Annotated in this window: 17 protein-coding genes and 1 pseudogene; 11 read left to right on the top strand and 7 right to left on the bottom strand. The window is 59.3% G+C overall.

Annotation, left to right across the window (positions count from 1 at the left end):
• Positions 1-31 precede the first annotated feature (31 nt).
• Complete coding sequence (dnaK, locus tag B2P82_RS05860; RefSeq protein ID WP_034816917.1) at positions 32-1,945, top strand: molecular chaperone DnaK; 1,914 nt, start codon at positions 32-34, stop codon at positions 1,943-1,945.
• Between the two features lie 76 nt (positions 1,946-2,021).
• On the opposite strand, the gene B2P82_RS17030 is transcribed toward dnaK, so the two are convergent.
• Both B2P82_RS17030 and B2P82_RS05855 read right to left on the bottom strand, forming a co-directional pair.
• Positions 2,022-2,261 carry a PilZ domain-containing protein gene (locus tag B2P82_RS17030; RefSeq protein WP_414652015.1) on the bottom strand — a complete coding sequence of 80 codons (240 nt, stop codon included), beginning with the start codon at positions 2,259-2,261 and terminating at the stop codon, positions 2,022-2,024.
• A gap of 141 nt (positions 2,262-2,402) precedes the next feature.
• Positions 2,403-3,392 (bottom strand): NADPH:quinone oxidoreductase family protein, encoded by a 990-nt coding sequence (locus tag B2P82_RS05855; RefSeq protein ID WP_206991994.1) that lies wholly within the window; start codon positions 3,390-3,392, stop codon positions 2,403-2,405.
• A 99-nt stretch (positions 3,393-3,491) separates the two neighbouring features.
• Between B2P82_RS05855 and B2P82_RS05850 the strand changes: the two genes are divergently transcribed.
• Genes B2P82_RS05850 through B2P82_RS05840 form a run of 3 tightly spaced genes read left to right on the top strand, consistent with a single transcriptional unit; the run spans position 3,492 to position 5,210 of the window.
• The gene (locus B2P82_RS05850; protein WP_206991993.1) at positions 3,492-4,364 is read left to right on the top strand and encodes an isoaspartyl peptidase/L-asparaginase family protein; all 873 of its coding nucleotides are present in this window, start codon (positions 3,492-3,494) and stop codon (positions 4,362-4,364) included.
• Positions 4,364-4,684 (top strand): hypothetical protein, encoded by a 321-nt coding sequence (locus B2P82_RS05845; RefSeq protein ID WP_290495751.1) that lies wholly within the window; start codon positions 4,364-4,366, stop codon positions 4,682-4,684. Before B2P82_RS05850 ends, B2P82_RS05845 begins: the two co-directional genes overlap by 1 nt.
• Position 4,685: 1 nt before the next feature.
• Positions 4,686-5,210 carry an RNA methyltransferase gene (locus B2P82_RS05840; protein ID WP_034816907.1) on the top strand — a complete coding sequence of 175 codons (525 nt, stop codon included), beginning with the start codon at positions 4,686-4,688 and terminating at the stop codon, positions 5,208-5,210.
• Here the strand turns inward: B2P82_RS05840 and B2P82_RS05835 are convergent, their stop codons facing one another.
• Complete coding sequence (locus tag B2P82_RS05835) at positions 5,211-5,873, bottom strand: cupin domain-containing protein (protein WP_290495750.1); 663 nt, start codon at positions 5,871-5,873, stop codon at positions 5,211-5,213.
• Positions 5,874-5,888: 15 nt separating this feature from the next.
• Positions 5,889-6,485, bottom strand: coding sequence for a sigma-70 family RNA polymerase sigma factor (locus B2P82_RS05830; RefSeq protein WP_233347860.1), 597 nt, complete (start codon positions 6,483-6,485; stop codon positions 5,889-5,891).
• A gap of 178 nt (positions 6,486-6,663) precedes the next feature.
• On the opposite strand from B2P82_RS05830, the gene B2P82_RS05825 reads away from it, so the two are divergent.
• Complete coding sequence (locus B2P82_RS05825) at positions 6,664-7,179, top strand: invasion associated locus B family protein (RefSeq protein WP_290495745.1); 516 nt, start codon at positions 6,664-6,666, stop codon at positions 7,177-7,179.
• On the opposite strand, the gene B2P82_RS05820 is transcribed toward B2P82_RS05825, so the two are convergent.
• Positions 7,176-8,012 carry a 1-acyl-sn-glycerol-3-phosphate acyltransferase gene (locus B2P82_RS05820; protein WP_290495743.1) on the bottom strand — a complete coding sequence of 279 codons (837 nt, stop codon included), beginning with the start codon at positions 8,010-8,012 and terminating at the stop codon, positions 7,176-7,178. The two genes, B2P82_RS05825 and B2P82_RS05820, sit on opposite strands and share 4 nt — an antisense overlap.
• On the opposite strand from B2P82_RS05820, the gene B2P82_RS05815 reads away from it, so the two are divergent.
• A complete protein-coding gene (locus B2P82_RS05815; protein ID WP_290495741.1) occupies positions 7,974-8,630 on the top strand; it encodes a DJ-1/PfpI family protein in 657 nt (218 codons plus the stop codon). The two genes, B2P82_RS05820 and B2P82_RS05815, sit on opposite strands and share 39 nt — an antisense overlap.
• Here B2P82_RS05815 and B2P82_RS05810 read toward each other — a convergent pair.
• Positions 8,627-9,271, bottom strand: coding sequence for a YiaD family glycine zipper/OmpA-like lipoprotein (locus tag B2P82_RS05810; protein ID WP_034816901.1), 645 nt, complete (start codon positions 9,269-9,271; stop codon positions 8,627-8,629). The genes B2P82_RS05815 and B2P82_RS05810 overlap by 4 nt on opposite strands.
• A gap of 175 nt (positions 9,272-9,446) precedes the next feature.
• Between B2P82_RS05810 and rlmN the strand changes: the two genes are divergently transcribed.
• On the top strand, positions 9,447-10,607 hold the full coding sequence (rlmN, locus tag B2P82_RS05805; RefSeq protein ID WP_206991986.1) for a dual-specificity RNA methyltransferase RlmN: 1,161 nt from the start codon (positions 9,447-9,449) through the stop codon (positions 10,605-10,607).
• A gap of 51 nt (positions 10,608-10,658) precedes the next feature.
• On the opposite strand, the gene B2P82_RS05800 is transcribed toward rlmN, so the two are convergent.
• Positions 10,659-11,162, bottom strand: a complete 504-nt coding sequence (locus B2P82_RS05800) for a PadR family transcriptional regulator (RefSeq protein ID WP_290495740.1) — start codon at positions 11,160-11,162, stop codon at positions 10,659-10,661.
• A gap of 233 nt (positions 11,163-11,395) precedes the next feature.
• Between B2P82_RS05800 and B2P82_RS05795 the strand changes: the two genes are divergently transcribed.
• The 4 genes and pseudogenes from B2P82_RS05795 to B2P82_RS16960 form a co-directional block, all read left to right on the top strand.
• Positions 11,396-12,178 carry a phosphodiester glycosidase family protein gene (locus B2P82_RS05795; protein WP_290495738.1) on the top strand — a complete coding sequence of 261 codons (783 nt, stop codon included), beginning with the start codon at positions 11,396-11,398 and terminating at the stop codon, positions 12,176-12,178.
• A 24-nt stretch (positions 12,179-12,202) separates the two neighbouring features.
• Complete coding sequence (locus tag B2P82_RS05790; RefSeq protein ID WP_034816891.1) at positions 12,203-12,583, top strand: hypothetical protein; 381 nt, start codon at positions 12,203-12,205, stop codon at positions 12,581-12,583.
• 33 nt (positions 12,584-12,616) lie between these two features.
• Entirely contained in the window at positions 12,617-12,973 is a 357-nt protein-coding gene (locus B2P82_RS05785; protein WP_290495735.1) for an ArsC/Spx/MgsR family protein, read from the top strand.
• A pseudogene (locus tag B2P82_RS16960) lies at positions 12,970-13,048 on the top strand (MmcQ/YjbR family DNA-binding protein); the annotation flags it as partial. The gene B2P82_RS05785 and the pseudogene B2P82_RS16960, both read left to right, overlap by 4 nt.

Genomic DNA, 13,048 nt, shown 5'->3' with positions numbered 1-13,048 from the left:
CGTGGCGGCTTGATAAAAAGAGAGATGCAACATGAGCAAAATCATTGGTATTGACCTTGGAACCACCAACTCCTGCGTCGCCGTCATGGAAGGCGGACAGGCAAAGGTCATTGAAAACGCAGAAGGCCAGCGCACAACCCCGTCCGTTGTGGCCTTCACTGAAGGCGGCGAACGCCTGATCGGCATGCCGGCCCGGCGCCAGGCTGTCACCAACCCGGATTTCACCTTCTACGCCATCAAGCGTCTGATCGGTCGCCAGTTCGACGACCCGACCGCGCAGAAGGACAAGGAAATTTCCCCGTTCGAAATCGTCAAAGGCCCGGCAGGCGACGCCTGGGTCAAAGGTCGCGACAAGGATTACGCACCACAGGAAGTGTCTGCTTTCATCCTGACCAAGATGAAGGAAACGGCTGAAGCCTATCTCGGCAGCGAAGTGACCCAGGCGGTCATCACCGTGCCTGCCTACTTCAATGATGCGCAACGCCAGGCAACCAAAGACGCCGGCAAGATCGCGGGTCTTGAAGTCCTGCGGATCATCAACGAGCCAACCGCTGCGGCCCTCGCCTACGGCCTCGACAAGGACGAACAGTCCAAGACGATCGCCGTATATGACCTTGGCGGTGGTACGTTCGACGTCTCCCTGCTCGAAATCGGCGACGGTGTGTTCGAAGTGCTGTCCACCAATGGTGACACGTTCCTCGGCGGTGAAGACTTCGACCTCCGGATCGTCGACTTCCTTGCAGAAGAGTTCAAGAAGGATCAGGGCATTGACCTGAAAGCCGACAAGCTTGCCCTTCAGCGACTTAAGGAAGAAGCCGAGAAAGCCAAGAAAGAGCTTTCCTCTGCCAGCCAGTATGAAGTGAACCTTCCCTTCATCACGGCAGATGCGACCGGCCCCAAGCACCTCAATATCAAGCTGACGCGCGCCAAGTTCGAAAGCCTTGTCGAAGACCTCGTCAAGCGCACCATCGAACCGTGCAAGAAAGCGCTCGCAGATGCTGGCAAGTCTCCTTCCGACATCGACGAAGTCGTTCTCGTGGGCGGCATGACCCGCATGCCGGCGGTTCAGGAAGCCGTGAAGAAATTCTTCGGCCGCGAGCCGCACAAGGGCGTGAACCCGGATGAAGTTGTTGCCATCGGTGCAGCGATCCAGGGCGGCGTGCTGCAAGGCGACGTGAAAGACGTGGTCCTGCTTGACGTGACCCCGCTCTCGCTCGGTATTGAAACACTTGGCGGCGTGTTCACACGCCTGATCGACCGCAACACGACGATCCCGACCAAGAAGTCCCAGGTGTTCTCGACGGCTGACGACAATCAGCCTGCCGTGACGATCAAGGTCTTCCAGGGCGAGCGCGAAATGGCCGTCGACAACAAGATGCTCGGCCAGTTCAATCTCGAAGGCATCCCGCCAGCACCGCGCGGCTTGCCTCAGATCGAAGTGACCTTTGACATCGACGCCAACGGCATCGTGTCCGTGTCCGCCAAGGACAAGGCCACGGGCAAAGAGCAGCAGATCACCATCCAGGCGGACGGTGGCCTGACGGACGAGGACATCAAGAACATGATGGCCGACGCCGAAGCCAATGCGGGCGAGGACAAGGCACGCCGCGAACTCGTCGAAGCCAAGAACCAGGCCGAAGCGCTGGTGCACCAGACCGAAAAGCAGGTCGAGGAGCATGGCGACAAGGTGTCTGACGAGGTGAAAGCCGAGATCAAGACGGCGTCCGACGAGCTGAAAGAAGCCCGTGAAGGCGACAACATCGCCGACATTCAGGCCAAGCATCAGGCCCTGATGACAGCCGCGATGAAGCTCGGTGAAGCGATCTATGCCAGCCAGCAGGATGAGGCGGCTACGGCAGATGCCGCTGCTGATGCGGCCGCGGACGGCGACGATGTCGTGGATGCCGACTTCGAGGAAGTCGACGGCGACCAGAAATCAGCCTGATCGGGTCCAAGCCTGAAAATACAAACAAACCCGCCGGACCGCTCCGGCGGGTTTTTTCGTCCCGGGTCCCGAGAAACTAAGGGCGTGGCGGGCGCACGAACTTTGCTCCCACCAGAATACCGCTCTGCCAACGCTTCTCGCATGGCACAACCAACTCCATTGAGCCGTCAGGCTTCAGTATCTGGAGTTCAAACGTCTCCGGCACTGCCCAGATTTCGGTCAATTTGAGTTTGGCTCCTGTCGATGACAGGTCTCGGATCCCCACATCGAACGAACTGTGGCGGTGATTCAATACAATTCTGCCCCGTCGCAACATCCGCATCCGCGGACCGTCGCGTCCATTTGTGGAAAGGTGATCTACCTGCGCCTCGCGTTCATCTGTCATGTCAGATCTATGCGCGACGCAGGTTTTGGTTCAGGCGTTAACTGTAATCCCAGTAGCCGTTTCCAGCTGAAATCAAATCACGACCACCACTTTGCCCTGCGCTTTCCGGTCCATCAGCTCCTGAATGGCATCGGCTGACTTTTCCAGCGGATATGTATTCGAGATGTGCGGACGGATCTTGCCTTCACCATACAGCTTGAACAGTTCAGCGACATTCTGCTGGTGAGCCTTCGGGTCACGCGCCACCGCTGCGCCCCAGAACACGCCGCGAATGTCGCAACTTTTCAGCAGGGTCAGGTTGAGCGGCAGCTTCGGGATACCGGCAGGAAAGCCGATCACGAGAAAACGCCCTTCCCAGTTCATGGCCCGCACCGAGGGCTCGGCATAATTGCCACCGACACCGTCATAAATAATGTCCACGCCGCCGCCGGACACTTCCTTGATGTCGTTGGAGAACGCTTTCTGACCGTCCCGATCAAGCTCACGCGCATAGACGAGGCCTTTGTCGGCGCCTTTTGAGAGGCAGAAATCCACCTTTTCCTGTGTCGAGCAGGCCGCGATCACTTCAAGGCCCATCGCCTTGCCAAGCTCAACGGCTGCAATGCCAACACCGCCAGCCGCACCCAGAACGAGCAGTTTTTCACCCGGCTTCGGGTCAGCGCGGTCCTTGAGAGCATAATAGCTGGTGCCATACGTCATCAGGAACGCGGCCGCTTCTTCAAACGGCATGCCTTCCGGGATTGGCATTACGGCATGCTGGGCCGCGACGGCATATTCCGCCATACCGCCATTCCCGATCGAGGCCAGAACGCGGTCACCCACTTTCACATGGGAAACGCCTTCGCCCACTTCCTTGACGAACCCGGCGATCTCGCCACCCGGCGAGAATGGGCGCGGTGGCTTGAACTGGTACATGTCCTGGATGATCAGCGAGTCCGGGAAATTCACCCCGCACGCCTTCACTTCTATCAGCACCTGACCTTTGCCGCATTCCGGCATCGGGGCATCTTCAATAACCAGACTGTCCGGTCCGCCTACTTCTTTGGAGAGCACTGCTTTCATGGCTGCGACTTCCTTCCCATCTTGTTGTTTCTGCTGTCAGACGGTAGCGGTGTGCCCGATAAAAGTCCAAGCCTGACGTAGCGGAGAGGTAGCAGTCAAATGGCAAAGAAATGGGCCCTGGCCCTGCATGGTGGCGCCGGGCCGATCCCGGGGAATGACTATTCCCTGCAGGAAGCCCATTTGGCGACCCTGCTGAAGAATGGTGCCGAACGCTTGCGGGACGGCGAAGCCGCTCTGGACGTGGTCGAAGTGATGGTTCAGGGGCTTGAAGAGTCCGGCCTGTATCTTGCCGGAAAGGGCGCTGCACCAAACCTCGACGGCGCGTATGAGCTGGACGCCGCCATCATGGACGGTCGCAACCGCACAGCCGGAGCGGTCGGCGCTCTGCAGGGATACCGCAATCCGGTCTCATGCGCGCGCGCGGTCATGGAACAGACTCCCAATGTTTTGCTGATTGCAGACGGCGCCCGAAAACTGCTGGCCAAATCCGGCCTGGTCATGATCGACGATCCGGACGCTTACTATGACCCCGTCGATGAACTGACGACACAGGACATGATCAACTCGACCGGAACCGTGGGGGCAGTTGCGCTCGACATTTATGGTGACCTGTCAGCTGCAACCTCTACGGCCGGCATTCGCGGCAAAACGCCCGGCCGGCTGGGCGATACTCCCCTGCCCGGCGCGGGCACATGGGCAGATGAACGTTGCGCCGTGTCGTGCACCGGACTGGGTGAATATTTCATTCGCGCAGCCGCAGCCGCAGACGTCTCGGCGCGCATCCGCTATGCCGGAGCCGGACTGGAAGCCGCCGTCCAAGGCGCATTGGATGATGTGCGCATGCTGGGAGGACAAGGCGGCATGATCGCCGTATCCGCCGAAGGAGACATATCTGCGCTCTGGAATTCGTCTGGCCTGAAACGCGCCATGGCGGATTCAAATGGACGATTTGAAGTGGGCACGTTCGGCTAATGAATATTCTTCTTTTCATAGTGTTGGGTTTGGCCGGGTTCGCCCTGATGCTCGCCCTGCAGATGCGCTGGATGATTTCTGTAGCGTTGCGCCGTGCTCTGACGGAAAAATTTGGCGGACTCCCCTCAGACATCGAGTACCGCGAAGGCGTCGCTGATGCCGGACGGCGTGTCTCGCATAAGCATATCGCAACGCATCTCAACCAAACCTATCCGAACCAGCTCGGACACCTGCGCCTTGCGCGGCGCGTTTCGGTTTACACACTGCCTGTGATTATCGGCCTGCTCGTGATCCTCAGGTTTGGACTGGAGGCTTTCTGATATGCGCGGCTATTTTGCGATCGGCTCTGAACGTATCTCGAAACCCATGAATCTTGGCGCGCTGATGCGTACAGCGAATGCCTTCGGGGCAAGCTTTGTGTTTTCCATCAATGCCGAGCATCGCCTGCGGGCAGCCTACCAGGCCGACACGTCAAAAACAGCCGGGCAAGTGCCTTACTATCAGTGGGACAATGTTGACGAAATGCAGTTGCCCCGCGGGTGTCAGATGGTCGGCATCGAGCTGACGGATGATGCTGTAATGCTGCCCACCTTCCGGCATCCTCCGCAGGCGGCCTATATGCTGGGCCCTGAAAAAGGGGACTTGTCACCCGACATCCTCGCGCGCTGCGATCATGTCGTGAAAATTCCGACCAAATTTTGTATCAATGTCAGCCTTGCCGGCGCGCTCGTCATGTATGATCGCCATCTATCAATGGGCGGCTATGCTCCGCGCCCGATCATGCCTGGCGGGACTGGCGGGGATGGCCTCAGCGGAACATATGTTCCCGGTCGCGACCGCAAATAGTCAGCGCCCAAGCACACGCTGGATCACACCCATGATCCCCGTGAACTGTAGTCCCGCATCCCGCACCGCAAGGGCGAAACAAACCTCGCCCGGATCACCGACGGGTTGGTGCGTGTCGTCCGGCCCCTTGACCGCCAGGTCGCCGGGACCGTAGCTGCCGGTCTCATCCGAAAATCCGCCTGCCACCACGAGCGTGAACTCCGTACCGCCATGCGAATGCCGGGGCACTTTGGCATTGGGCTGTATACGGTAAAGCTCGATCTCGAGGTCGCTGCCAACATCGAGTTTCATGCGTCGGATGCCCGGCGCGTTCGCCTGCCATCCGGCAGCATCAAATGCTTCCAACGCCTTGTCGCGCAAAGGCATGGGCAAACACGCCAATTCGGCGTCTCCAGTGAAATCCGTAGCGGCCACGCTATCTCCGCTTTCGAACGCATCAATCAGCTCAAGTGCGCGAGCCCCTGCTCCGGCTGACATCTGAACGGGCTCTGTTGTTTCCAGCATGAAACCGGACACCGCTTCACTTGCGGCAAGCGCGCCACGCACATCACGCCGTAACATGCTCTGGGTCTCGAGTAGCAACGCAAATGCCGGATCAAGCTGACCCGCCGCATAGGCCGAATAGAGCTCGCTATAGGATGAAGTAGCTGGCTGCTGCATCATGTCATGTTCCATTCACTACGTGTCGGCATCTCCGCCCTCCGGTTCCAATTGGCCACGCAGGCGGCCGAAAGCCAGCCGGATTCGTGACTTCACCGTTCCCAGGGGCAGGTTGAATTTTGTGGCGATTTCGGAATGCGACAAGCCTTCATAGAAGGCGGCCTGCAGCAATTCCAGCTGTTCGGGGGGCAGCTTCACCAACTCGGCCCGAACCGTCTCCTCGATCTGAACCCGATCCAGCGCCGCATCCGGCTGCTCTATATCCGGTGGCCGAAGCATGGGTTCATCCGCATCGAGGTCGGGCCGACTGGCCCGGCGGAATTTGTCGATGCGCCGATTGCGTGCGACGCGGAAAATCCAGGTCGAGACCGACGCCTGCTTGCGGTCGTACATGCCCGCCTTGCGCCAGACAGTCACCATGACGTCTTGCGCCAGATCTTCGGCCTCCAGCGCGCTTGCGCCCAACCGCAACATGTAACTCTTCACCCGCGGGGCGTAGAAGTCGAACAATTCCGAAAAAGAGGCCCGACACTTATCGGAGGCAATCAGGGCCATGCAGTCTGCATGACGCTGTCGCACATCCGGGGAAATCGTCGTTGTTACAGTGTCGTTCACACAAGAACTCTCAGTTTACATGTTCCAGACACTATCGTGGCGGCTCACATGGAACGCAACCGCCTGAACGAACAAGCTGGCGTGATCTGCAGAGGCAGCTGACATGCCGTAGTTTAGCCTTAACCCTGTTGTCTTTATGATGCTGGGAATGCTCCGCGCAAATGGGAATGTATAGAATATGCAAACACTGAGATTGAGCCGGAAAACTCTGACCGTGCTGACCCTTGTGGCTGCGCTTGCCGTGCCCATGGCCTCTGCCAGCCCTTCGGCGATCGGTCGATACAAGGATTGGTCGGTCTTTACCGACATCGCAAATGGAGAAACCATCTGCTACGCAGCGACACAAGCCACCGACAAGGCCCCCCGCGCGGCCGATCATGGCGATGTGTGGTTCTATGTCACCAATTGGAAATCCGGTCGCGCGCGCAACCAGCCGAGCTTGAAAGTCGGCTTTGACTTGCGGGAAGACCTGGCGCCGAAGGCCAGCGTAGGACGGTCGTCCTGGGCCATGTTTGGCGTCGGGCGTGAAGCGTTCGCAGATGATTCCGACGATTCCCGGATTGTTTCGGCCCTTCGCAAGGGATCAGAACTCCGGATTGAAGCCGTTTCCCAGCGCAACACGCAAGTGGCCTATCATTTCTCGCTGAGCGGCTCGGCAGCGGCCATCGACAAGGCCTCCGCAATCTGCCGCTAAGACGCCTGACCCGGTAGACAGAAGCGCTCAGGATGGCGGCCTTTCGCATCGCGATAGTGCGAAATGATCACGTCCATATCGGTCTCGAAATCCCCGCCAGGTATGATCGGTCCCTCCAGCCGCATTTCCCTGGTTCCAAAATCAAGCACGGCGCTGAACAAGGGCACATTGGCGGATTGGGCGATATGCCAGAACCCTGTTTTCCAGACCGGATTGGCATTGCGCGTCCCTTCAGGCGCGATCGCGAGGTGGAGCGTATCCGCCGCGTCGAACGCCTCCTTCATCAGCGACACGACATCCTTCGATTTTGACCGCTCAACCGGCACGCAGCCTGCTCGCCGGAGCAAGCCGCCAAACGGCCCTTGCACGAGGGAAGCCTTGCCCATCCAACTGAGCTTTTGTCGGTACCAGCCCGCAATGGCGAGCATGACCAGCCCGTCATAGTTGGAGGTGTGAGGCGCGGCGATGATCACGGATTTGGAGACATCCGGCCAGTCTGTGGCGACATGCCAGCCCGTCGCTTTCAGAAACATCCAGGAGAGCCCGCGAATGCCTTCGGAGAAGAGGCCCCGATAAGGCGCTGACTGACCGAAACGGCCTGGCGGATTATGGGTCGGAACGGAGTCCTGCATGTTCCGATCCTCTTCGCGTTCGGTGTTGAACGCTTGTATAGGTGCTGCGATCAGGAAAGTCGTGCAAATATCGACCGGCATGGTGCCGCCGGACTCGCTACGACGTGTGGCGACTGCTATCAATACCGCACCGGCAATCCAGGGCTGGAATCGGAGTGCATCATGAATATCGGCTTTGTCCTTTTCCCAAATGTGACTCAACTCGATTTCACCGGCCCTCTCCAGATACTCCACCGTATGCCCGGCGCGGAAACCCATATTCTCGCAAAATCCCCTGATCCTGTGCCGAGCGATTGCGGCCTTGGCCTCCTGCCGACCGGCACATTCGCAGATGCGCCCGATCTCGACATGATCCTCGTGCCGGGCGGATTTGGCGTGGTCGATGCGCTCGCTGACGGGGAAACGATGGATTTCGTTCGCAAGGCCGGCGCGGCAGCAACCTATGTGACGTCCGTCTGCACGGGCGCTTTCATACTCGGTGCAGCAGGCCTGCTAAACGGAAAAAAGGCGACCACCCATTGGGCCTATCACCATCTGTTGCCGCTGGTCGGCGCTGTGCCCACCGAAGCGCGCTGCGTTCGGGACGGCACCACCTATACCGGTGGGGGCGTTACCGCCGGCATCGATTTCGCGCTTCAGATTGTCATGGAAATTTCGGGCCAGAACGTGGCCGAAGGAATTCAGCTGGCAGTGGAATATGATCCTGCACCGCCTGCCAATTCGGGCCATCCTTCCACGGCAAACGCGCAATTGCTCGCCGCCACGGAAAAACGGTATGCAGACCCCATCGAGGCGATGAGGTCTGCAATTTCAGCTTAGTAGCTTTCCTGCGTGATCGGCGTCAGGATGATTTCCACGCGGCGGTTGGCGGCGCGGCCCTCAGCAGTCGCATTGTCCGCGATTGGCTGGGTCTCACCCATACCAACAGCCGCAAGGCGAACAGGCGTGACGCCCTGGTTTACGAGATAGGAACGGACCGATTCTGCACGGCGACGGGACAGGTCCATATTGTAGTCGTCCGGGCCGTCAGAGCTGGCATGACCAATGATATCCACGGCTGTCGATGGATAGTCGACCAGCGTCAGACTGACATCGTTCAGCGCGCTATAAAAGTTCGGCTGGATCGTGGCACTGTTCACGGAGAAAGTGATGTTGGACGGCATGGTCAGCGCGATCTGATCGCCCTGGCGCTCAACACCAATGCCCGTGCCAGCGGTTTGCTCGCGCAGGCGGCGCTCCTGTTTGTCCATATAGTCACCGGCTGCGGCGCCAGCAATTGCGCCCACGGCTGCGCCAATCGCAGCGTTGCGGCCATCGTCGCCACCTGCAAGCGTACCTGCACCAGCGCCAAGAATGGCCCCGACGCCAGCGCCGGTCAGAACCCGTTGGCTCGGCCCGGTCTCACAGGCTGGAAGGGCAATCAGGGGAAGCGCAAGCAGCGCATAGGAAAGGCGTTTCATGTCATCAGCTCCTTTGGAAAGGACAGCCCGGAATTGGGCACGCTTATTAACGCGTGGGTCAGTCTTTCCGTTCCATCGATGACAAAACAATGGCGATCCTCATTAACTCCCCGTAATGTGAGGCCTGCAGCCAGCAATTCCTTCAACCGCTTCAGCGTGTTATAGGCGCCGCATCATGAAAATTGAACTTGACCTTACCCGGCGCGGCGACGCTGCATCCCCTGCCCCCCGCTCATTGGCGGGCCTGTCCCTGCCTGCTCTGAAAGCAGAGATGGAAGCGCTCGGCCTGGAGCCAAAGAAAGCCGGTATGCGCGCAAAACAATTGCGCCGCTGGATGCACCATTTTGGTGTTCAGGAATTTGATGGCATGACCGATGTCGCCAAGGACCTGCGCGCGGAGCTGGGCGAGAAATTCATCCTCACCCGGCCCGAGATCGCGGATCATCAGGTCTCTCGCGATGGCACGCAGAAATGGCTGGCCCGCTTCGGCCCCGGCATCGAAGGCGAGAGCGTCTACATTCCCGATGTCGGCAAGGCGGGTGCACTCTGCGTGTCCAGCCAGGTCGGCTGCACTCTGAACTGCACCTTCTGCCATACCGGCACACAAAAGCTCGTCCGCAACTTGACCGCACAGGAAATCGTCTCGCAGGTATTGATCGCGCGGGACGCGCTGGATGGCTGGCCGAGTGATGAAGAAGACCGACGCCTGACGAATATTGTTTTCATGGGCATGGGCGAACCGCTCTACAATCTGGACAATGTCGCCGAAGCGATCGACACGATCAGTGACGGCGATGGCATAGCAATTGGCCGGCGCCGCATCACCGTTTCCACGGCGGGTGTCGCGCCGAAAATCGTCGAGCTTGGCGAACGCACAAATGCCATGCTCGCCATCTCACTGCACGCGACGAATGATGATCTGCGTAATGAGATTGTTCCCATCAATCGCAAGTACAATCTGAAGGAACTGTTCGAGGCGATCCGCGCCTATCCCGGCCTGGGCAATTCCCGCCGGGTGACGTTTGAATATGTCATGTTGAAGGGCGTGAATGACAGTCTTGCTGAAGCGCGCGACCTCGTCCGCCTTCTGAGAGGCGTGCCGGCAAAGATCAACCTCATACCGTTCAACCCCTGGCCGGGCAGCCCTTATGAATGCTCCGACTGGGACACAATCGAGGAATTCGCCGAAGTGCTGAACCAGGCGGGCTATGCGTCCCCGATCCGCACACCGCGCGGACGCGACATTCTCGCCGCCTGCGGACAGTTGCGCTCCGAGAGCGTCAAGAAGTCCGCCGCTGAAAAGCGCCGCGAAGCGCTGGAAGCCGCTGCCGAATAGAAAAGGAGAGGCATCGCCTCCCCTTCTCCATAGTGCACCCGGTCAAACCGGCTAGGCGCCCTTCAGCGCGGTGATCTGCTCTTGGGCATCCGTCAGAATATCCGCGATCGCCTTGCGCGTCTCGCCATCATTCGACGCCGACCGGGCCGCATCTCGCACTGCGTGGCGTAGTCGATGCATGGCCCCGCGCACATCCTGCGGATCTTCGGGTCGATCGCTCTCCTGAAGGTCGGCGAGGCGGGCCTCGATCGCCTCGATTGTCTCGGCTGATTCTGCGCGCTCTTTGCTGCCGTCTTTCGTCAGGCGAAACGTCCGGCGCTGACCATCCATTTCCGCCTCGACCAGGCCGAGGTCCAGGAGGGCCTCCAGCGCAGGATAGATCACGCCGGGACTGGGGACATAAGCCCCGCCCGTCCGGCTCTCGATCTCACGGATCAAGTCATAGCCGTGGCGGGCTTCCTCCGAGACAAGCTCGAGGATCAACAGGCGTAGATCGCCATGATTCAGGGGCCGACGGCGTCCGCCGCGATGACCATCCGCTCTACCATGTCTCATACCGCGTCGACCTCCATGCATGGGTCCATTTTCTCGTGTGCCGCAACCTGCGCCACGACGATGTTTCATGTTTCTATTTCGATACGTCATTTCAAGTCCTTTCGATATATCTAAACCTCAGATAATTTCGATATATCTAAATTTCAAGGTTCGATATATCGAAAACATACCGATCCCCAGTCTCGTGGAATTTGTGCATGGCGCTTGATCCAGCCAGCCGCTAATTTGTCGGCATGCGTCTCTGGTTTGCCATTCTCGTCTGCACGGTTCTGATGCAAGCTTGCGCTCAGGCGGAAACGCCGTCGCCCTGCGCCCCGGTAAAGCATCTCGGCCAACCTTATACGGTGTGCTCCTTTGAGACGCCCACATCGGTAAACCTCTGGCTCACTCACCCCGATGGCGCGCCCTTCGGTCAGTTCGACCGGCTGGCCGCCCATCTCGCCGATCACGGCCAGACGCTTGAGTTTGCCATGAACGCCGGCATGTATCATCAGGACCGCCGCCCGGTCGGGCTTTATGTCGAGCAGGGCGAGAAAGTCGCCTCGCTCGTGACGCGTGAAGGGCCGGGCAATTTCGGCCTGCTTCCCAACGGGGTATTCTGGGTGGATCAAGACGGCACCCCCCATGTCACAGAAAGTCTCGCCTTTGAGGCCGAGGCACCGGACGCGCGCTTTGCGACACAATCCGGCCCCATGCTGGTAATCGACGGTGCATTGCATCCGAGATTCAACGCGGACGGCCCCAGCCGGAAACGTCGCAATGGCGTGGGCGTCACCGCCGATGGCGCAACGCTCTATTTCGCCATCAGTGATGTGCCCGTGAACTTCCACAGTTTTGCCAGCCTGTTTCGCGACAAGCTGAACACGCCCAACGCCCTCTTTCTGGATGGATATGTCTCAAAGCTCTACGCGCCGGAGATCGGCCGCAACGAGACCGGTCTCGATATGGGCCCGATTGTCGGCGTGGTCCGCCCCTCCGATACGGACTGCCCAACCCCGCCCAGCATGATATGCTGATCAGCGTATCCAGAGGAGCCCGTCATGCTCGCCCATACAATCCTGCTCGTCTTCGGCCTCTACTTCATGGCGTGTGGTGCCGGCCTGTTGGCCAGCCCTGACCGCATGGCCCGTCTGATCGACGAATTGGAAGACAGCCCGGCGATCGGCTTTCTGTGCGGCGCGGTCATGATCTTTGCGGCGGGGGGAACCTTGTCAGTCCAGAACAGTTTCTCCACCGCAACCGATGGCATCGCAACCCTGATCATCGCAGGGGCGCTCGTCGAAGGTCTCCTCCTGGTGGCATGGCCCAAACCACTCTGGGCATTGGCACACTGGATGATGCCGGATGATGATCATTTGCGCGGATTTGGCATTGTTGCGCTCGCGCTTGGCCTGGTTGTGTTTGCCATCGGTGCGTTCTAGCCCTTTGAGGCACCACACTTAGAGGAGACCCCCATGTCGGCTGGCCCGGTTACGCTGTACGGATTGAAGAATTGCGATTCCTGCAAGAAAGCCCTGAAAGAACTTGATGCCTCGGACCGGGAGACCGCTTTTGTCGACATTCGCGAAGACGCCGACCTTGACCGGCTCCTGCCAGCCTGGCTGAAGGCCGTCGGCGCGGAAAGACTCGTCAATCGCCGCTCCACCACATGGCGCACCTTGTCAGAGGCTGAGAAGTCAGGCGCGCTGGGCGAGGGCGCCGCGGCCCTGCTGAAGGCGAATCCCACGCTGATCAAACGTCCAGTCATCGATACCGGTGCGGAAATCCTTGTGGGCTGGGACAGCGGCACGCAGCAGGCGCTCGCGCGGTGACACTGGAAGATTACAATTCCTATTGCGCAGGCCTCGGCCAGACAACGCATGTGGTCCAATGGGGTGGCTCCCATG

The sequence above is a fragment of the Hyphomonas sp. UBA4494 genome, assembly GCF_002388935.1.
Lineage (GTDB): Bacteria > Pseudomonadota > Alphaproteobacteria > Caulobacterales > Hyphomonadaceae > Hyphomonas.
This window is presented reverse-complemented; position numbering and strand designations above follow the sequence as displayed.